General features: G+C 69.0%; 14 protein-coding genes and 1 pseudogene. 5 read left to right on the top strand and 10 right to left on the bottom strand.

Annotated features, from left to right (window positions below; translation table 11 throughout):
* The 4 genes and pseudogenes from ACIRP7_RS26775 to ACIRP7_RS26790 all read left to right on the top strand — a co-directional run.
* A pseudogene (locus tag ACIRP7_RS26775) lies at positions 1-691 on the top strand (hypothetical protein); the annotation flags it as partial.
* Complete coding sequence (locus tag ACIRP7_RS26780; protein ID WP_403664428.1) at positions 688-1,725, top strand: LacI family DNA-binding transcriptional regulator; 1,038 nt, start codon at positions 688-690, stop codon at positions 1,723-1,725. The pseudogene ACIRP7_RS26775 and the gene ACIRP7_RS26780, both read left to right, overlap by 4 nt.
* A gap of 118 nt (positions 1,726-1,843) precedes the next feature.
* On the top strand, positions 1,844-3,070 hold the full coding sequence (locus ACIRP7_RS26785) for an acetyl-CoA C-acyltransferase (RefSeq protein WP_037720402.1): 1,227 nt from the start codon (positions 1,844-1,846) through the stop codon (positions 3,068-3,070).
* On the top strand, positions 3,067-5,193 hold the full coding sequence (locus ACIRP7_RS26790; RefSeq protein WP_403664431.1) for a 3-hydroxyacyl-CoA dehydrogenase NAD-binding domain-containing protein: 2,127 nt from the start codon (positions 3,067-3,069) through the stop codon (positions 5,191-5,193). The genes ACIRP7_RS26785 and ACIRP7_RS26790 overlap by 4 nt, the downstream gene beginning before the upstream one ends.
* A gap of 318 nt (positions 5,194-5,511) precedes the next feature.
* On the opposite strand, the gene ACIRP7_RS26795 is transcribed toward ACIRP7_RS26790, so the two are convergent.
* The gene (locus ACIRP7_RS26795; protein ID WP_403664432.1) at positions 5,512-6,540 is read right to left on the bottom strand and encodes a hypothetical protein; all 1,029 of its coding nucleotides are present in this window, start codon (positions 6,538-6,540) and stop codon (positions 5,512-5,514) included.
* Positions 6,541-6,610: 70 nt separating this feature from the next.
* Between ACIRP7_RS26795 and ACIRP7_RS26800 the strand changes: the two genes are divergently transcribed.
* On the top strand, positions 6,611-6,976 hold the full coding sequence (locus ACIRP7_RS26800) for an NTP pyrophosphohydrolase (protein WP_393603681.1): 366 nt from the start codon (positions 6,611-6,613) through the stop codon (positions 6,974-6,976).
* 72 nt (positions 6,977-7,048) lie between these two features.
* On the opposite strand, the gene ACIRP7_RS26805 is transcribed toward ACIRP7_RS26800, so the two are convergent.
* From ACIRP7_RS26805 to ngcE, 9 genes are all read right to left on the bottom strand, one after another.
* Positions 7,049-8,548: an amino acid permease gene (locus ACIRP7_RS26805; RefSeq protein ID WP_403664434.1), complete on the bottom strand. Its 1,500-nt coding sequence runs from the start codon at positions 8,546-8,548 to the stop codon at positions 7,049-7,051.
* Positions 8,549-8,695: 147 nt separating this feature from the next.
* Positions 8,696-10,615, bottom strand: a complete 1,920-nt coding sequence (gene dxs / locus ACIRP7_RS26810; RefSeq protein ID WP_403664436.1) for a 1-deoxy-D-xylulose-5-phosphate synthase — start codon at positions 10,613-10,615, stop codon at positions 8,696-8,698.
* A gap of 131 nt (positions 10,616-10,746) precedes the next feature.
* A complete protein-coding gene (locus ACIRP7_RS26815) occupies positions 10,747-12,069 on the bottom strand; it encodes a sugar ABC transporter permease (protein ID WP_403664438.1) in 1,323 nt (440 codons plus the stop codon).
* Positions 12,066-12,857, bottom strand: coding sequence for an ATP-binding cassette domain-containing protein (locus tag ACIRP7_RS26820; RefSeq protein ID WP_403664440.1), 792 nt, complete (start codon positions 12,855-12,857; stop codon positions 12,066-12,068). The genes ACIRP7_RS26815 and ACIRP7_RS26820 overlap by 4 nt, the downstream gene beginning before the upstream one ends.
* Before the next feature lie 291 nt (positions 12,858-13,148).
* Entirely contained in the window at positions 13,149-14,240 is a 1,092-nt protein-coding gene (locus tag ACIRP7_RS26825; RefSeq protein WP_403664958.1) for a sugar ABC transporter substrate-binding protein, read from the bottom strand.
* Positions 14,241-14,373: 133 nt separating this feature from the next.
* Positions 14,374-15,573 carry an ROK family transcriptional regulator gene (locus ACIRP7_RS26830; protein WP_352382109.1) on the bottom strand — a complete coding sequence of 400 codons (1,200 nt, stop codon included), beginning with the start codon at positions 15,571-15,573 and terminating at the stop codon, positions 14,374-14,376.
* A 184-nt stretch (positions 15,574-15,757) separates the two neighbouring features.
* A complete protein-coding gene (locus ACIRP7_RS26835; protein WP_403664443.1) occupies positions 15,758-16,681 on the bottom strand; it encodes a carbohydrate ABC transporter permease in 924 nt (307 codons plus the stop codon).
* A 17-nt stretch (positions 16,682-16,698) separates the two neighbouring features.
* Entirely contained in the window at positions 16,699-17,634 is a 936-nt protein-coding gene (locus ACIRP7_RS26840) for a carbohydrate ABC transporter permease (protein ID WP_403664445.1), read from the bottom strand.
* 67 nt (positions 17,635-17,701) lie between these two features.
* Positions 17,702-19,147, bottom strand: coding sequence for an N-acetylglucosamine/diacetylchitobiose ABC transporter substrate-binding protein (gene ngcE / locus ACIRP7_RS26845; protein ID WP_403664447.1), 1,446 nt, complete (start codon positions 19,145-19,147; stop codon positions 17,702-17,704).
* Between the last annotated feature and the right edge of the window lie 118 nt (positions 19,148-19,265).

The raw sequence follows: 19,265 nt of genomic DNA on the forward strand, positions 1-19,265 counted from the left end.
CGCGGCTCAGGGCTCGGGCGCGGGCCAGGACTCCGGGGCGGGTCAGGGGTCGGGCCCGGCTCAAGGCTCGGGCGCGGCTCAGGGCTCGGGCGCGGGCCAGGACTCCGGGGCGGGTCAGGGGTCGGGCCCGGCTCAAGGCTCGGGCGCGGCTCAGGGCTCGGGCGCGGAATCCGGCGGCCTGGACCCGGAAGCCGCCGCAGGCGCGGGCCAGGACCCGCCAGCCGCCCCGGGCGCGGGCCAGGGCTCGGGTGATAGTCAGGAGGCAGGCGCGGCTCAAGGCTCGGGCGCGGGTCAGGGGTCGGGCGCGGAATCCGGCGGCCTGGACCCGGAAGCCGCCGCAGGCGCGGGCCAGGACCCGCAAGCCGCCCCGGGCGCGGGCCGGGACTCGGCGGGCGGCCAGGTGCCGGAGGCTCTCAGGGCCCTGTACTTTCCCTCTCCCGATCGTGACATCCCCTATCCCAGGCCCGAGTTCGACGTGTCCGTGGCACCCGGCGCCGTGACGGTGACCGCGCGCACCCTCGTGCGGGATCTGTTGCTCCAGGCCGACCGGCTGAATCCGGCGGCGCGGGCCGACCGGGGGCTGGTGACGTTGTTGCCCGGGGAGCGGGTGACCATCGGGGTCAGCGGCTGGGAGACTCCTGACGCGGATGCCGCCCGGTCCGCCCTGTACTGCCTGGAGCCCGGCCGATGACAGCCCAGCCGGCCTCGCGCGTCACCATCAAGGACGTCGCCGCGCGCGCCGGCGTGTCCAAGGGGGCCGTGTCGCTCGCCTTCAACCACAAGCCGGGGCTGTCGGAGGCGACCCGGGACCGGATCTTCCGGGCCGCGCGGGAGCTGGGCTGGGCGCCGAACCTCACGGCACGGACGCTGGCCGGGTCGCGGGTGGACGTGGTGGGGCTCGCGATCTGCCGGCCGGCGCGGCTGCTGGGGCTCGAACCCTTCTACATGGAGTTCGTGTCGGGCGTGGAGAGCGTGCTGATCGAGCGGAACTGCTCCCTGTTGCTGCGGCTCGTGCGGAACGTGGAGGAGGAGGTCGGGCTCCAGGAGTCGTGGTGGCGGGGACGGCAGGTCGGGGGGTCGATCCTGGTCGACTTCCGGGTGGACGATCCGCGTGTCGCGGCGGCCGAGCGGCTGGGGATGCCGGTGGCGGCCGTAGGGCATCCCTCCCTCACCGGCGGTCTCACCTCCGTGTGGACCGACGACGCGACCGCCGTGACGGAGGCCGTGCGGTATCTCGCGGCGCTGGGACATCGGCGGATCGCCCGGGTCGGAGGTGCGGCGGCGCTGGGGCACACGGCGATGCGGACGGCCGCGTTCGACGACGCGGCGCGCGGGCTCGGGCTGGCCGGGGCCTGGCAGGTGACCACCGACTACTCGGGAGAGGCCGGAGGGCGGGCCACCCGGTCCCTGCTGACCTCCCCGCCGGCGGACCGGCCGACGGCGATCGTCTACGACAACGACATCATGGCGGTGGCCGGGCTGTCGGTCGCCGCGGAGATGGGCCTGCACGTCCCGCGCGATGTCTCGCTGCTCGCCTGGGACGACTCCCAGCTGTGCCGGCTCACCCATCCCACGCTCTCCGCGATGAGCCACGACGTACACGGATTCGGTGCCGAGGCGGCTCGGACCCTGTTCGGAGTAATCACCGGCGAGGGACCCGGCTCGCACCCCGTACCCACTCCGGTACTGACACCGCGGGGCTCCACGGCGCCTCCCGCGGTGTGACCTTCGCCGCTCCCTCCCCCAGGACTGGGCAGTCACGTTACTCATAAGTAGCATGGGTCCTGAGCGCGCGCTCAGCGCATCGCAGCAGTGCAGATCCCGCATCTGGAGGAGAGCCATCGTGCCTCGTACCGTCAGGGACGTCGTCTTCGTCGACGGCGTCCGCACCCCGTTCGGCAAGGCGGGCCCGAAGGGCATCTACCACGAGACCCGTGCCGACGACCTCGTCGTGAAGGCGATCCGGGAGCTGCTGCGCCGCAACCCGGGTCTCGACCCCAAGAAGATCGACGAGGTCGCCATCGCCGCGACCACGCAGATCGGTGACCAGGGGCTCACCATCGGCCGTACCGCCGGGATCCTCGCCGGTCTGCCGCAGTCCGTACCCGGTTACTCCATCGACCGCATGTGTGCCGGTGCGCTGACCGCCGTCACCACGGTGGCCGGTTCCGTGGCCTTCGGGGCGTACGACATCGCCATCGCCGGTGGTGTCGAGCACATGGGCCGCCACCCCATGGGCGAGGGCGTGGACCCGAACCCGCGGTTCGTGAGCGAGAAGCTGGTCGACGAGTCCGCCCTGTTCATGGGCATGACGGCGGAGAACCTGCACGACCGCTACCCGACGATCACCAAGCAGCGCGCCGACGAGTACGCCGTGCGCTCCCAGGAGAAGGCCGCCAAGGCGTACGCCAACGGCAAGATCCAGGCCGACCTGGTGCCGATCTCGGTGCGCCGCACCAACCCGGAGGCCGGCGAGACCGGCTGGGGTCTGGTGACGGCCGACGAGCCGATGCGTCCCGGCACCACCCTGGAGAACCTCTCCGGTCTGAAGACGCCGTTCCGTGTGCACGGGCGGGTCACCGCCGGTAACGCGGCCGGTCTGAACGACGGCGCCACCGCCTCCCTCATCGCCTCCGAGGACTTCGCCCGCGAGAACGACCTGCCGGTGAAGATGCGCCTGGTCTCGTACTCCTTCGCGGGTGTCGAGCCCGAGGTCATGGGCTACGGCCCGATCCCGGCCACGGAGAAGGCCCTCGCGCAGGCGGGGCTGTCCATCTCCGACATCGGTCTGTTCGAGATCAACGAGGCCTTCGCGGTCCAGGTCCTGGCCTTCCTCGAGCACTACGGCATCGCGGACGACGACGCCCGCGTCAACCAGTACGGCGGCGCCATCGCGTACGGCCACCCGCTGGCCTCCTCGGGTGTGCGTCTGATGACGCAGCTGGCCCGCCAGTTCGAGGAGCAGCCCGAGGTCCGCTACGGCCTGACCACCATGTGCGTCGGCTTCGGCATGGGCGCGACGGTCATCTGGGAGAACCCGAACCACAAGGACGCCGGAGGCAGCAAGTGAGCACCACGGAGCTTTTGAAGGGTGCGGCCGAGCTGTTCCCGGACGAGGTCGTCACCCAGGCGCACGTACGCCACCTGGACCTGCCGTTCAACGCGGGGCGCTTCGCCCTCATCACGCTGGACAACGGCTTCGACCACACCAAGCCGACCACCTTCGGCCCTGCCTCGCTGGCGAACCTGAACACCGCCATCGACCAGGTGGAGAAGGAGGCCTCGGCGGGCGAGATCGTCGGCGTCGGCATCACCGGCAAGCCGTTCATCTTCGCCGTCGGCGCCGACCTCAAGGGCGTCGAGCTCCTCAAGGAGCACAAGGACGCGCTCGCCATCGGCAAGGGCGGCCACGAAGTCTTCAAGCGCCTCGCGGGCATCGCGGTACCGACCTTCGCGTACTACAACGGCGCGGCGATGGGCGGTGGCGTCGAGGTCGGTCTGCACTGCACCTACCGCACGGTCTCCGCGGCCCTGCCCGCCTTCTCGCTCCCCGAGGTCTTCCTCGGGCTGGTCCCCGGCTGGGGCGGCTGCACCCTGCTGCCGAACCTGATCGGCGCCGAGAAGGCCGTCTCGGTCATCATCGAGAACTCGCTCAACCAGAACAAGCAGCTCAAGGGCGCGCAGGTCTACGAACTGGGCATCGCCGACGCGCTGTTCGAGGGCGCGGACTTCCTGGAGCAGTCCCTGCTGTGGACGGCGTCCGTCCTCAAGGGCGAGATCGTCATCGACCGCCCGGCGATCGACCGCGGTGAGGCCTGGGACCAGGCCGTCGCCAAGGGCCGCTTCATCGCGGACTCGAAGGTGCACGGGGCCGCTCCGGCCGCCTACCGCGCCCTCGACATCATCGCCGCCGCCAAGAACGGCGACCTCCAGCAGGGCTACGACGCCGAGGACCAGGCCCTCGCCGACCTGATCATGGGTGGCGAACTGCGCTCCGGCATCTACGCGTTCAACCTGGTGCAGAAGCGCGGCAAGCGTCCCGCGGGCGCCCCGGACAAGAACCTGGCCCGCCCGGTCACCAAGGTCGGTGTCGTCGGCGCCGGTCTGATGGCCTCCCAGCTCGCGCTGCTCTTCCTGCGCCGCCTGGAGGTGCCGGTCGTGCTGACCGACATCGACCAGGAGCGCGTCGACAAGGGTGTGGGCTATGTCCACGCCGAGATCGAGAAGCTGCTCGGCAAGGGCCGTATCAACCAGGACAAGGCCAACCGCCTCAAGGCCCTGGTCACGGGTGTGCTGGACAAGGCGGAGGGCTTCTCCGACGCGGACTTCATCATCGAGGCCGTGTTCGAGGAGATCGGCGTCAAGCAGCAGGTGTTCGCGGAGGTCGAGGCGGTCGCCCCGGCGCACGCGATCCTCGCCACCAACACCTCCTCGCTCTCGGTCTCCGAGATGGCGTCGAAGCTGAAGAACCCCGAGCGGGTCGTGGGCTTCCACTTCTTCAACCCGGTCGCGATCCTCCCGCTCCTGGAGATCGTCCGTGGTGAGCAGACCGACGACGCGTCGCTGGCCACCGCCTTCGCCGTCGCCAAGAAGCTGAAGAAGACCGCGGTGCTGGTCAAGGACGCCCCGGCGTTCGTCGTGAACCGCATCCTCACCCGCTTCATGGGCGAGATCCAGAACGTCATCGACGAGGGCACCCCGGTCGAGGTGGCGGAGAAGGCGGTGGAGCCCCTGGGCCTGCCGATGTCTCCTCTCGTCCTCCTGGAGCTGGTCGGTCCCGCGATCGGTCTGCACGTCTCGGAGACCCTCAACCGGGCCTTCCCGGACCGCTTCACGGTCTCCCCGAACCTCGCGGCCGTCGTCAAGGCGGGCAAGCGCGGCTTCTACGTCTACGACTCCGGGAAGCCGGAGCTGGACCCGGAGGTCGCGGCGCTGCTCAAGCAGGGCGATGTCGTCCTGTCCGAGGAGCAGGTCCGCGAGCGTGTCCTGGACGCGGTGGCGCAGGAGATCGGGCTCATGCTCGACGAGGGTGTCGTCGCCGAGGCGCAGGACATCGACCTCTGCCTGATCACGGGCGCCGGCTGGCCCTTCCACCTGGGCGGCATCACGCCGTACCTGGACCGCGAGGGTGTCTCCGAGCGCGTGAACGGCAAGAAGTTCCTGGCTCCGGGCGTGGCGTCGGTTCCGGCGTAACGGTCGTACGGCTGTGAAGAGGGCCTCCGCTCCGGGCTTCCGGGCGGAGGCCCTCCGGCGTTCGGTCCCGGCGGCGGCCCGGTGTCTTCGGCCCGGTGTCTTCGGCTGGGCGACGAGTTGTTCGAAGGTCGCTTCCCTCACGCGCCACCCTCGCCGGGGCCGGACGCGCCGAGCCGTCGGCGTCGAACCGTCGGCACAGCCCGGGTTCTTCGAGGCCACGCGGGTCCGGAACTGGGCGGGCGCGACCGCCTCCGTGCCGTTCGCGGCGACGGTCACCACCCCTGCGACGCCCGTGGCCCGGCTGTCCTCGGCGGGCCGTCAGACCTCCTGCCAGGCGGCCAGTGCCAGGCCCGGCTCGTCCTTCTGACGGGCGATCCGGAGGTCCCCTTCGGGGGTCACCGTGGCGGCGACAATACGGCCGTCCGCGTCCTCGGCGAGGGCCACGGCCGTACCCGCGGGCAACTGCGGCCCGGACTCCGTCCACCACAGGCCCGCCGACTCCTGCTCGGTCGGACAGGCGGCGAAGGCCACCCGGCCGGAGGCCGAACGCTGGGCGAGCAGCGTGCAGTCGTGGCCCTCGAGGGTGCAGCGCAGCAGGGCCGCCGGGCCGGGGCCGGCCGCCGCCAGCAGCGGGGTGGGCTCGGTGTCCGGACGCCAGGCGTAGAGCATGCCCTCGGGGTCCGCGAAGAACAGGGTGATGTGCTCCTTCGAGGTGGGCAGCGCGCTGAGTGTGCCCGGCTCGACGCGCACCGGCAGCGGGTCGGCGGGGACGGGAGGCGCGCCCGCCTCGACCTGACGCCAGCGCAGGACACCGGCCGGGTCGGTGCCGTACAGCTCGATCCGGCCCGACTCCCCTGTCACGGCGGTCAGTTGCTCGTGCACGCCGGTCCCCCCGAGGTCGGCCCAGGCGTTCCAGCCGCCGCGCTCCTTCTGGATGAGGGCGTGCACACCGTCACCGCGGTTGCGGACGAAGACATGGGCCCGGCCCTCCGCGTCGACGGCCACGGCGGGTGTCCCGGTGCGCGCGCCGGCTCTGTCGGGGTGGCCGACCGCAATCCAGTCGAGGGCGGCGAGGTGGACGCGGAAGTGCGTGGAGTGGACCAGGCCCGACTCCTGGCCCTTGGTGGGCCGCCAGGCGGCGAGGTGTGCGTAGCCGTCGGCCCCGTGTCCCACGGCGAGGCCGGGGTGCAGGCGCTGGTCGCCGCCGACCTTGCGCCAGGGCAGCCAGGTGTCGCCGCCCGGGCGGCTCTCCGCCCTGCACCACACCGCTTCGTCACGGGTGGCGTAGACGCCGAGTCGGCCGTCGCGGGCGCGGATGAGCCAGTCGCCGTTCACTGTACGGACCATTGACACGGGTCCACTCTAATCGGGCTGTTGGCGCCGTCTTCGGGTGGGCCGGTCGTGGGACGCTGGGGGCATGAGTGACGTGCTGCTGGTCGTCGTGGATGCCGCGAATGTCGTCGGGTCGGTGCCGGACGGATGGTGGCGGGACCGGCGGGGGGCGGCGGAGCGGTTGCGGGACCGGCTGGCGGTGGACGGGGTACCGGGGCGGGACGGGGCGGTGGAGATCGTGCTGGTGGTGGAGGGGGCGGCCCGGGGGGTGGAGTCCGTGCCGGGGGTTCGGGTGGAGTCGGCCGCGGGGAGCGGGGACGACCGGATGGTGGAGCTGGTGGCACAGGCCGGCGAGCGGCCTGTGCTGGTGGTCACCGCGGACCGTGAACTGCGGCGGCGGGTCGGGGAGTTGGGAGCGGAGGTGGCGGGGCCGCGGACGGTTCGGCCGTGAGCACGTTCCGATGTACGCCGCTGTGTCGTCCTGAGGTGGGTGCAGTCACGTGCCCGGCTGCACCCTCCCGGGTCACTCCGTCTTGCCGGCCGTCGTCGCCGTGCTCCGGCCGAGGCGGCTGTGGCTGCGGCCGTAGAGGAAGTACACGGCGAAGCCGATGACCATCCAGATCGCGAACCGCAGCCAGGTCTCGGCCGGGAGGTTGAGCATCAGCCAGAGGGAGGCCGCCACCGACAGGATCGGGATGAACGGCACCCACGGCGTGCGGAAGGCGCGGGGCAGGTCGGGGCGGGACCTGCGCAGGATGATCACGCCGATGGCGACGACCACGAAGGCGAACAGGGTGCCGATGTTGACCAGTTCGGCGAGTGCACTCAGGGGCGTGAAGCCGGCGACGATTGCGATGATCACGCCGAGCAGGATGGTCGGACGGTGCGGGGTCCTGAACTTCGGGTGGACGTGGGAGAAGAAGGTGGGCAGCAGTCCGTCGCGGCTCATCGCGAAGAAGACCCGGGTCTGGCCCAGCAGCAGGATCATGCACACCGTCGTGAGGCCCACCGCCGCGCCGAAGCTGATGAAGCCCGCGAACCAGGGGTGGCCGGTGGCCTTGAAGGCGTCCGCGAGCGGGGCCGTGATGGACAGGTCCGTGTACTTCTGCATGCCCGTCACGACGATCGACACGGCCACGTAGAGAGTCGTGCAGATGATCAGGGAGCCGAGGATGCCGCGGGGCATGTCGCGCTGCGGGTTCCTGGTCTCCTCGGCGGCCGTGGCGACGACGTCGAAGCCGATGAAGGCGAAGAAGACGACGGAGGCGGCGGTGAAGATGCCCATCACGCCGAAGTTGGAGGGCGCCCAGCCGAACATCAGCTGGATCAGCGGCGCCTGGAGACTGTCACCGGCCGGCACGTCCTTCGCCTTCGGGATGAACGGGTGGTAGTGGTCGCCCTTGACGAAGAAGGCACCGGCGATGATCACGGTCAGGACGACCGTCACCTTGATGGCGACGACGATCGAGGTCACGCGCGCGGACAGCTTGGTGCCGAGCACGAGGATGCCGGTGAGCACCAGGACGAGCGCGGCGGCGAGGATGTCGAAGCCGAAGCCGTGGGCCCCGTCGCGGCTGCCGAGCGCCGCCGGCAGATGCCAGCCCGCGTTGTCCAGCAGCGAGGCGATGTAGCCGGACCAGCCGACGGACACCACCGCCGTGCCCAGCGCGAACTCCAGGACCAGGTCCCAGCCGATGATCCAGGCGGGCAGTTCACCGAGGGAGGCGTAACTGAAGGTGTACGCCGACCCGGCCACCGGGACGGTGGAGGCGAACTCGGCGTAGCAGAGCGCGGCGAGCGCGCAGACGACGCCGGCCACGACGAAGGCCAGGGCGACCGCCGGGCCGGCGTTGTTCTTGGCGACGGTGCCGGTCAGGACGAAGATGCCGGTGCCGATGATGACACCGACGCCGAAGACGGTCAGATCCAGCGCGGACAACGACTTCTTGAGCGCGTGCTCTCGCTCCTCGGTGTCGAGGATGGACTGCTCGACCTTCTTCGTCCGGAAGAGGGTGCTGCTCACGGGTACCTCCCACGCTGTGTCGTCCCCGACATGATCGAGAGGGGGCGTAGGTCGTATGCCCCGGCGCGGGCGGATTCACGCGAACGGGCCGGTGACACCACTGTCAGGAGTGGTGTCACCGGCCCGTACGGCCGAGCTGGGAAGGCGCTAGTCGCGGGCGGGCTGCGCCTCGGCGGGGGCGCTGTCGTACCGGCCGTCCAGCTTGGAGACGAGACCCGTGACCTGGCGGGCGATGTCGGGCGCGGTCAGCCCGATCTCGGCCATGATCTCGGCGCGGGAGGCGTGGTCGAGGAAGCGGGGCGGGATGCCGAAGTCGCGCAGCGGGACGTCGACGCCCGCGTCACGCAGGGCCTGTGCGATCGCCGAGCCGACTCCGCCGACGCGGCTGTTGTCCTCGACGGTGACGACCACGCGGTGCCGCTCGGCGAGCGGGGCCATGGCCTCGTCGACGGGCTTGACCCAGCGCGGGTCGACGACGGTGGTGGAGATGCCCTGCTTGTCCAGCAGACCGGCGATCTCCAGGCACATCGGGGCGAGGGCGCCGATGGAGACGAGGAGCACGTCGGGCCTGTCCGTCCCCGGCTCGCGCAGGACGTCCATGGAGCCGACGGTGCCCACGGCGGGTACGGCGGGGCCGACGACGCCCTTGGAGTAGCGCAGCACGGTCGGCGCATCGTCGACCTGGACGGCCTCGCGCAGCTGGGCGCGCAGCTGCTCGGCGTCGCGCGGGGCGGCGAGCCGGAGCGTCGGCACGACCTGGAGCATCGACATGTCCCACATGCCGTTGTGCGAGGCGCCGTCGTCGCCGGTGACACCGGCCCGGTCGAGCACGAAGGTCACACCGCACTTGTGCAGGGCGACGTCCATGAGGACCTGGTCGAAGGCGCGGTTGAGGAAGGTGGCGTAGACGGCGAACACCGGGTGCAGGCCGCCGGTCGCGAGGCCCGCCGCGGACACGGCCGCGTGCTGCTCGGCGATGCCGACGTCGTAGATGCGGTCGGGGTAGGTGTCCGCGAACTTCTTCAATCCGACCGGCTGGAGCATCGCCGCGGTGATGGCGACGATGTCCCCGCGCTCACGGCCGAGCTTGACCATCTCGTCGCCGAAGACGGAGGTCCAGCTGGCGGCGGAGGCCTTCACGGGCAGGCCGGTGTCGGGGTGGATGGGGCCGATGCCGTGGAAGCGGTCGGCCTCGTCCTGCTCGGCGGGCTTGTAGCCGCGGCCCTTCTCGGTGAGGCAGTGCACGATCACCGGGCCGCCGAACCGCTTGGCACGGGCCAGCGCCGACTCCAGTGCCTCAATGTCGTGGCCGTCGATGGGGCCGACGTACTTCAGGCCGAGGTCCTCGAACATGCCCTGGGGCGCGATGAAGTCCTTGAGGCCCTTCTTGGCGCCGTGCAGGGTCTCGTAGAGCGGCCGGCCGACGACGGGGGTCCGCTCCAGGAGGTCCTTGCCGCGGGCCAGGAAGCGCTCGTAGCCGTCGGTGGTGCGCAGGGTCGCGAGGTGGTTGGCGAGGCCGCCGATGGTCGGCGCGTAGGAGCGCTCGTTGTCGTTGACGACGATGACGAGCGGACGGTCCTTGGCGTCGGCGATGTTGTTCAGCGCCTCCCAGGCCATACCTCCGGTCAGGGCGCCGTCACCGATGACGGCGACGACATGGTCGTCCCGCTTGAGGACCTGGTTGGCTTTCGCGAGGCCGTCGGCCCAGCCGAGGACGGTCGAGGCGTGGCTGTTCTCGATGACGTCGTGGTCGGACTCGGCGCGCGAGGGGTAGCCGGACAGCCCGCCCTTGGAGCGCAGCTTCGAGAAGTCGTGGCGCCCGGTGAGCAGCTTGTGCACGTACGACTGGTGGCCGGTGTCGAAGAGGACCCGGTCCTTGGGCGAGTCGAACACCCGGTGCAGGGCGATGGTCAGCTCGACCACACCGAGGTTGGGGCCGAGGTGGCCGCCGGTCTTGGAGACCGCACCGACGAGGAAGCTCCTGATCTCCTCCGCCAGCTGGTCCAGCTCCTCGAGGCTGAGCCGGTCCAGATCGCGCGGTCCCCTGATACGGGTCAGCAGCGGCACCCGTGCCTCCTTGCGTTAGAGCTGATCGAGCTTTGCCGGGCGGGTCGAGTCTAATGTTCTGCGAGAACAATCTTGCCCGGCACCTGGTGGGTGCCGGGCAAGACGATCGACCTGAAGGGTGCGACCAGGCGCTATCCGCGACCCGCCGCCTTCTGAGACCTGCGCGACACCGAGTCGATGACGACCGCGCCCAGCAGAACACCGCCGGTGATCATGTACTGGATCGAGGCGTTCATGTTCAGCAGGTCCAGACCGGTCGTGATGGACTGGATGACCAGCATGCCCAGGAGGGCGGACCACACCGAACCGCGGCCGCCGAACAGGCTCGTACCGCCGATGACGGCCGCCGCGATGGCGAGCATCAGGGTGTTGCCGCCGCCGGCGGACAGCGTGGCGCTCGCGGTCTGACCGGCGAAGAACATACCGCCGATCGCCGCGAACCCGCCGGAGATGGCGAAGACGGTGATCCGGACCATCGGCACGTTGATACCGGCACGACGGGCCGCCTCGATGCCGCCGCCGACCGCGAAGACCTTGCGGCCGTACGTCGTACGCCGCAGCACGAAGTCCACGATCACCAGCGCCGCCAGGAAGATCACCAGCGAGTTGGAGACACCGTTGGCGTTGTTGAGCACGGACGCGGCCACGAAGGACGCGACGGCGAGCGCGCCGACGCGCAGCAGGATCTCGCCGGTCGGCCGGAAGGGCACACCCGCGGCCTTGCGGCGCCGCTGCTCGCCGAAGTTGCCGACGAGGGTCAGCACGACGGCGAGGCCGGCCAGCAGGTACCCGCCGATGATGGCCTGGTCCATGAAGAAGGAGTTCTGGCCGAGCAGGTGGATCGGACCCGAGTCGGACGGGATGTTGATGGTGCCGCTGGAGCCCAGCAGCCACAGCATCAGACCGTTCCAGCCCAGGAGGCCGGCCAGAGTGACGACGAATGCCGGCACCCCGATCTTGGCGAAGAACCAGCCGTGCAGTGCGCCGATGGCGATGCCGACGAGAATCGCCAGGAGCAGCGCGAGCCAGGCGTTCATGCCGTGCTGCACCACCCACACGGCGAACAGGGTGGAGGCCAGGCCGCTGACGGAGCCGACCGACAGGTCGATCTCGCCGAGCAGCAGCACGAACACCAGGCCGATGGCGATCATGCCGGTGGCCGACATGTAGTAGCTGATGTTGGAGAGGTTGTCGGCGCTCAGGAAGCGGTCGTTCTTGAACTGGAAGATCGCCCAGATGACGATCAGGCCGATCACGACCGGCAGGGAGCCCAGCTCACCGCCCTTGACCTTGCGGGTGAACTCGGTCCAGTAGCCCTTGAGGCCCTCTTCGCGGACCAGCAGCCGGGGGTCGACCACCGAGACCGGCGCGGCGGTGGGATCGTCGGCGGGGGCAACCGTGGTCTGGTGCTCCGTCGCGGCGTCCGCCTTGGAAACCTTGGATGTGTCGCTCACTTCGCGGCCTCCGTGCTGCGACGCCCCGCGCGACGGGTCACGGCGTTGTCCGTGGCACCCGTGATCGCGGAGATGATCTCTTCCTGACTGGTGTCCTTCACCGAGAAGGAACCATTGTTCCTGCCCAGCCGCAGCACGGCGACGGTGTCGGCGACTGCCTTCACGTCGGCCATGTTGTGGCTGATGAGGATGACGCCGAGGTTGCGCTCGCGCAGCCGCTCGACGAGGTCGAGGACCTGTGCGGTCTGCTCGACACCGAGGGCGGCGGTGGGCTCGTCCAGGATCACGACCTTGGGGTCGCCGATCAGGGCGCGCGCGATGGCGACGACCTGGCGCTGACCGCCGGAGAGGCTCGCGATCGGGATGCGCACACTCGGGATGCGGATGGAGAGCGTGCTCAGCAGCTCGCGGGCCTTCTGCTCCATCGTGACCTCGTCGATGACGCCGCGGCGCAGCAGCTCGCGTCCGAGGTAGAGGTTGCCGACCACATCGAGGTTGTCGCACAGGGCGAGGTCCTGGTAGACCGTCGCGACGCCGAGTCCCTGGGCGTCGTGCGGCTTGTTGATGCTGACCTGGTTGCCGTCCCACTCGATGACGCCCTCATCGATGGGGTGGACACCGGCGATCGTCTTGACCAGCGTGGACTTTCCGGCGCCGTTGTCGCCGACAAGGGCGACCACTTCACCGGCGTGGACCTCCAGTTCGACATCGGTGAGGGCCTGCACCGCACCGAATCGCTTGGAGACTCCGCGCAACGCCAGCACGGGCGTAGCGGACACGTGAACCATCTCCTTCGCCGCCTGACCGGCGGGGATGCCGCGCTTGGGGTAAGGCGCGGAGGGGTCGTACGCACGGCACTCGGCTCGTAGCACTCGACTGACGAGTTGTGCCGTTGGTACGCATTTACTAGTCGAACATGCGGGCGGCCGATGCCTCTTGGCAACGGCTGCGTTCGCCATGCTTCCGTCCGGCGCCCGCCCCGCAGCGGGGTATGAAGGCGGTGCGGGCGCCGGACAGGCTCTGTGCCTGCCTGTCGGGGCGGGTCCGTCGAAGGACTCACCCCGAGGGCTCAGCGGCTCTTACTGAAGGCCGGCCTTCTTGCACGCGGCGGCGTAGTCCGCGGTGCAGATGTCGGTGACCTTGTACAGACCGTCCTTGACGACCGTGTCGTTGATGTTCTTCACGGTCACCGAGACGGGGGTCAGCAGCTTCGCCTGGACCTTGTCGCCGGAGCCGCTGGTCACCGTGGTGTCGGCCAGGGACTTGATGTCCTTGCCCTGCAGCAGGTTGACCGCGAGCTCGGCGGCGGTGTCGGCCTCCGGCTTGTAGGCCTTGTAGACCGTGGCGGACTGGGTGCCGGCGACGATCCGCTGGATGGCCGCGAGCTCGGCGTCCTGACCGGTCAGCGGGATGGTGCTGATGCCCGCGCCCTTGAGGGTGTTGGCGATACCACCGGCCATGCCGTCGTTGGCGGCGTAGACGCCCGCGATGTTCTTGGCGCCCAGCTGGGTGATGGCCGCGGACACCTTCTGCGCGGCGACGGTGTCCTTCCACAGGCCGGACTGCTCGTAGGCGATGTCGACCTTGCCGTCGAGGATCTTGTGCGCGCCTTCCTTGAACTGCGCGGCGTTCGGGTCGGCGTCGTCACCGTTGATCATGACGACCTTGGACTTCGGGGTCGCCTTGGAGCCCAGCGCGTCGAGCAGGGCCTGACCCTGGAGCTCGCCGACCTTGACGTTGTCGAAGGAGACGTACGCGGAGACCGGGCCCTGGGCCAGACGGTCGTACGCGACGACCTTGACGCCCTTGCTGACCGCGGAGGCGATGGAGGACTTGATGGCCGCCGAGTCCTGCGCGGAGACCACGATCACCTTGACGCCCTTGGTGACCATGCTGCTCATCTGCTGGGCCTGCTTGGCCGGGTCGGCCGCGGCGTTGGCATAGGAGACGGTGCAGTCGCTGCACAGCTCCTTGACCTTGGCCACAAAGTACGGCTTGTCGAACTTCTCGTACCGCGCGGTGACGTTGTCGGGCAGGAGCAGGCCGATCGACTTGCTGCCGGAGCCGGAGCTGCTGCTGTCACTGCCGCTGCTGTTGTCGCCGGCCTTGCCGCAGGCGGCGACCGAGACGGCGAGCGCCGAAATCGCTACGGACACGGCGGCACGACGCATGAGCGTGTTCACTTGAGAAACCTCCCTGACGAGGCCGCGTCGTTGCGGCCGAGGTGGCTGGAAGTCAACTCGGCCGCACGTGCGACGTCAAGAAGTAAATACTTAACGAGATGGCAACGGCGTCCTGCGTTCTCTAAGTGAAGGCAGGTGCCGCTGCATGCAGCGTGCTGTCCAAAAGGGTCGAATCACCCATCTCGCTGAGGGCGAGGGCGAGCGCTCCGAGCACCTCCGCGCGACCTCCAAGTGCCCCTGGAAGCACGCTCAGTTGACGTGCCGCACTGGGGATCGCATAGCGGCCGACGGACTCCCTGATCGGCCCGAGCACCAGCTCACCGGCCTCGGCGAGATCACCGCCCAGGACGACTCGGCTCGGGTTCAGCAAGTTGCAGAGATTGGCGACTCCACTGCCGATGTGTCGGCCGACGTCGGCGATCACCCGACGGCAGCCAGGGTCTCCGTCCCGTGCGAGTCGAACAACGCCTTCCATGGTGAGATCGGTGCCGTGGCTGGACTGGAGCAGCGGGAGCACATAGCGCGCGGCCGCGAAGGTCTCCAGGCAGCCGCGGTTGCCGCAACGGCAGACGGGGCCGGACTCATCAAGAGTAATATGCCCGATTTCACCCGCTGTGCCACCCGGGCCTCGGTAGATCTTGCCCTGGATCACCAGACCGGCGCCCACACCGCTCGCGACCTTGATGTACGCCAGGTCGCGCACCCCCCGGCCACTGCCCCAGACCAGCTCGCCGAGGGCGCCCAGGTTGGCGTCGTTGTCCACGTGGACGGGCACGCCGAGGCGCCCCCCGAGCTCCTCGGCGGGCTTGGTGCCGATCCAGCCCGGCAGGATGGCGGAGGAGCCCAGCGAGCCGGATTCCAGATCGATCGGGCCGGGCACGCCGAGGCCCACGCCGGCGATCTTCGAGCGGTCCACCCCGGTCGCCTCGATCAGCCTGCTGACCAGCTGCTCCGCCCGGTCGAAGCCCTGACTGGAGGAGGCGTCCACGTCCAGCGGCTCGGACTCCTCGGCAAGCACCTGATGGGCGAGGTTCCCGATCGCGACGCGCAGATGGGTGTGCCCGAAGTCCACCCCTATGACGATGCCCGCGTCTCCGCTCAGGGAGACCGCGCGTGCCCGCCGGCCACCCGCCGAAGTGGGCGTGACCTCGACGGTTCCGCCGTCCTTGAGCTCACGGACGATATTGGAGACGGTCGCGGCGGACAGTCCCGTGGTCCGGGCGATCTCCGCCTGCGTGAGGGACCCGGCCAGCCGGACGGCCCGTACGACCCGCTCCAGGTTGGCTCGGTGCAGCGACGACTGCGACCCCGGAGTCTCCACGACGACCTCCTGCGCGCGGGGACCGCATCGATGAGGCCCCGTCTATGTCCAACTAGTGAACTCTAAGCTGAGCCGTTCGGGTCGCCTCCCGTCAAGAGGTTGAACACTATCCGGGGTGTAGGGCACACGTGGGCGCACCGTCACCGAAGGCGGGGACGGTGCGCGTGCGTGCGCTCGCGCAGCGCTACTTCAGGGTCGCCGAAGTCAGCCCCGCCTGCACCTGGCGCTGGAAGGACAGGTACACCACCAGCATGGGGATCATCGCGATGGTCACCCCGGCGAAGAGCACGGGCAGGTCCGAGGCGTATCCCATCTGCTGCTGGAGCTGGATCAGGCCCTGGGTCAGCACATAGCGCTCCGGATCGTCGCCGCTCTGCGGCTGCATCAACACCGTGGGAAGGATGAACTGGTTCCACTGGCCGAGGGTGTTGAAGATGCCGACGCTGATCAGTCCCGGCTTCGCCATGGGCAGCATGACCTGGAAGAAGGTCCGGGTGTGCGAGGCGCCGTCGAGGACCGCGGCCTCGAAGACGGCCGTCGGCAGCGTCCGGAAGAAGGCGTGCATGAAGAACACCGTGAACGGCATCGAGTAGGCGACGTACACCAGGATCAGCCCCTGGTAGGTGTTCAGCATGTCCAGCCGCTTCACCATGAAGAACAGCGGGACCAGGGCCAGGAACACCGGGAACATCGCGCCCGCGACGAAGAAGAAGTACAGGAACCTGTTGCCCCAGAACTGGTAGCGGGCCAGGACGTAGGCGGCCATGGAGCCGAGCAGCATCGTCAGCGGGACCGAGAAGACCAGCACGATGACGGTGTTCAGGAAGTAGTCGCCGATGCCCTTGTCCCAGGCCCGTCCGAAGACGTCGAGGGACCAGTTCTGCGGCCAGCCGAAGGCCGAACCGCCGATCTGGGCATCGGTCTTGAAGGAGCTGAGCACCAGCCACAGCAGTGGCAGCACGATCAGCAGGGCCCACAGCGCGAGGAAGCCGTGCGAGAAGGCGTTCAGGACGACGCCCTCGCTGCGCTCGCTGCCGGGGCGGGCCGGGGCCGTGTCCGTGGCCCGCTGTGCCGGGACGGCGGCGGTCTCCTTGATGGGTGCGCTCATCGTCGTATCTCTCCCGCTCAGAACTCGACGCGGTCGCGGCGGGTGGCACGCAGCATGACCACGGACAGGACCAGGGTGAGCAGCAGCATGACGACGCCCATCGCGCAGGCGTATCCGCTCTTGCCGAAGTACTGGAAGTTGCGCATCATCACCGTCGACATCACGTCGCTGTGATGGTCGGGGCCGCCTCCGTAGGCGCCCATGTTCTGGGTCATCGAGGACACCAGCACGAACATGTCCATCGCGACGATGCCCAGATAGACCCAGGCGGTCTGCACGGTGTCCCACAGCAGTGGCAGCGTGATGCGGAAGAAGGACTGGTTGCGGCCCGCGCCGTCGATGAGCGCGGCCTCGTAGATGTCCTTCGGAATGGACTGCATGGCGGCCGAGAACAGCACGAGGTAGAAGCCGACGCCGTGCCACACCACGGCGATGACCAGCATCCACAGCACCAGGTTGGGCTCGTTGAGCCATTCCATCGGATTCTCGGCGGAGACCAGGCCGAGTTTGATCAGGATTCCGTTGAGGAGTCCGCCGCCGTCACTGCGGTACACCGCGTTGAACAGCACGGCCACGATCGCCAGCGACAGCACCTGGGGAAAGAAGTAGACGACCTTGTAGATCTGCGATCCGGCGACTCCCCGCACCCCGCCGGCCCTGCTGCGGCCTCCCGCGTTCAGCATGAACGCGAAGAACAGGGCGAGCAGAATGGTGATCACCGGGATGAAGATCAGGAACAGGATGTTGTGCCAGATCGCCTGCATGAAGACGTCGTCCTGGAACAGCGCCTTGTAGTTGTCCAGGCCGATGAACTTGAACGTCTGCGACTGCCCTTTCCAGTCGGTCAGCGAATAGCCGAACGTCTGGACGTAGGGCCAGATCACGAAGATCAGATAGAGCGACACGGGAGCGAAGAGAAAACCCGCGACGAACCTGTACTGCCCTTTGCGCATTGGCGATTCCTGCCCCTGGTCTCCTTTCCCGGGCCGGAGCACTCCGGCCCGGGAAACGGCGTTGCGGTCAGTCCCGGTGGTTCTTCTTGGAGGCCGGGTCCTTGGCCTGCTTGTCGACCGCGGCCTGGGCCCGCTTCAGCCACTCCTTCGGCTGGATGCGCTTGGCCATCAGCTCGTTGGACGCGGCCTCGATCGCCGCTCCCATCTCGCTGTACCACTCGGTGTACAGGTAACGGAAGGTGTGGTCACCGGCCGCCTTCGAGGCCTCGACGGTGGACTGGGTGCCGGGGCGCAGCTTCACGCTCGGGTCCACGCCGTCCTTGAGGATGGTGAGGGAGTTGGCCTCCTTGGCGAAGAGCGTCGACCACTCCTTGGAGAGCATGTGCCGCATGAACTCCTTCGCGCCCGCCAGGTTCTTGGCCTTGGCCGGGATGATGAAGGGCTCGCCGGAGCCGGCCCGGATCGCCTCGAAGGGCAGCGCGCTGCCGGGCAGCAGCGGCATCGGCATGAACTTCATGTCGAAGTCCGCCGGCGTCTGCTTGAGCTGCTCGTTCTCCAGCCAGGAACCGCAGGTGATGAAGGCGGCCTTGTACTGGTTCCAGCGGGTCTGGGACTCGGTGTGGGTGAGGCCGTTGGTGCCCGGCATCAACAGACCCTTCTCCACCACCTCGTAGATCGCCTCGACGCCGGCCTGGGCCGCGTCCGAGCCGACGAAGGCCTTCGGGTCGAGGTTGTCGATCGCCTTCATGGCGTCCAGACCGCCCTTCTTGGCGATCAGGTCCATGATGGCGACGTTGATGTAGTACGGGTACTTGCCCTGGTGGGCGAGGCCGCCGATGCCCTGCTTCTTGGCGTCCTGACAGACGGCGAGGAAGTCGTCCCAGGTCTTGGGCTCCTCCCAGCCCTTCTCCTTGAAGAGCTTGCCCGAGTACCACAGGCCCCAGACGGTGTAGATGTAGTTGAGGGCGACGATCTTGCCCTCTTGAAGACCCGCGTCGAGCGTCCCCGGGATGATGAGGTCGCGGACCTTCTTGCTCGGGTCGTCGATCGCGGGCGCGTCCAGAACCTCGGCGAGATCGAGCAGCTGACCGTTCTTGTAGAGGACGTCGGGCTTGATCTGCTGGGCGCCGGAGTCGTCGACGATGTCCGGCGGGTTGCCCGCGTTGAAGCGCGGCTGGAGCTTTCCGGTGATCTCCTGGGTGCCGGTGTGGGTGGAGGTGATCCCGAGCTTCTTCTGGAAGTCGGCTTCCCACGCCTTGGCGTAGTCGTCGCCGTAGCCGCCCTTGAAGATCACGACGTCGAGCTTGCTGCCCTTCGCCGCGCCGAAGGGGTTGTCCTTCGAGGCGGTGCCCTTGGTGCTGTTGTCACTCGAATCGCCACCGCCGCCGCTGGCGCAGGCGGACAGAAACCCGGTCGCGGGAACGGCGGCCAGTCCGAGCGCGGCGGACCGCTTGATCAGATCGCGGCGGCCGACACCTTCATCACCGTGGCTGTCTGCGGAAGTGGATCCCATGCTCAAGTCCTCGCCTTCTCCAGGACTCAGGCGGTGAACCGGATCCTCCCCGGCACCGCGGTCAGGTCAAGCAGGTTCGTGCAAGAGGTTCGTTCAGAAGGGGTGAATCGCCGACAGG

Source organism: Streptomyces sp. NPDC102270, from assembly GCF_044766405.1.
GTDB lineage: Bacteria > Actinomycetota > Actinomycetes > Streptomycetales > Streptomycetaceae > Streptomyces.

Bases quoted from the DNA above. Each gene is read 5' to 3' on its own strand.
- ACIRP7_RS26780 (WP_403664428.1), top strand. From the start codon at position 688: ATGACAGCCCAGCCGGCCTCGCGCGTCACCATCAAGGACGTCGCCGCG.
- ACIRP7_RS26795 (WP_403664432.1), bottom strand. From the start codon at position 6,540: ATGGTCCGTACAGTGAACGGCGACTGGCTCATCCGCGCCCGCGACGGC.
- ACIRP7_RS26800 (WP_393603681.1), top strand. From the start codon at position 6,611: ATGAGTGACGTGCTGCTGGTCGTCGTGGATGCCGCGAATGTCGTCGGG.
- ACIRP7_RS26820 (WP_403664440.1), bottom strand. From the start codon at position 12,857: ATGGTTCACGTGTCCGCTACGCCCGTGCTGGCGTTGCGCGGAGTCTCC.
- ACIRP7_RS26825 (WP_403664958.1), bottom strand. From the start codon at position 14,240: ATGCGTCGTGCCGCCGTGTCCGTAGCGATTTCGGCGCTCGCCGTCTCG.
- ACIRP7_RS26835 (WP_403664443.1), bottom strand. From the start codon at position 16,681: ATGAGCGCACCCATCAAGGAGACCGCCGCCGTCCCGGCACAGCGGGCC.
- ACIRP7_RS26840 (WP_403664445.1), bottom strand. From the start codon at position 17,634: ATGCGCAAAGGGCAGTACAGGTTCGTCGCGGGTTTTCTCTTCGCTCCC.
- ngcE (WP_403664447.1), bottom strand. From the start codon at position 19,147: ATGGGATCCACTTCCGCAGACAGCCACGGTGATGAAGGTGTCGGCCGC.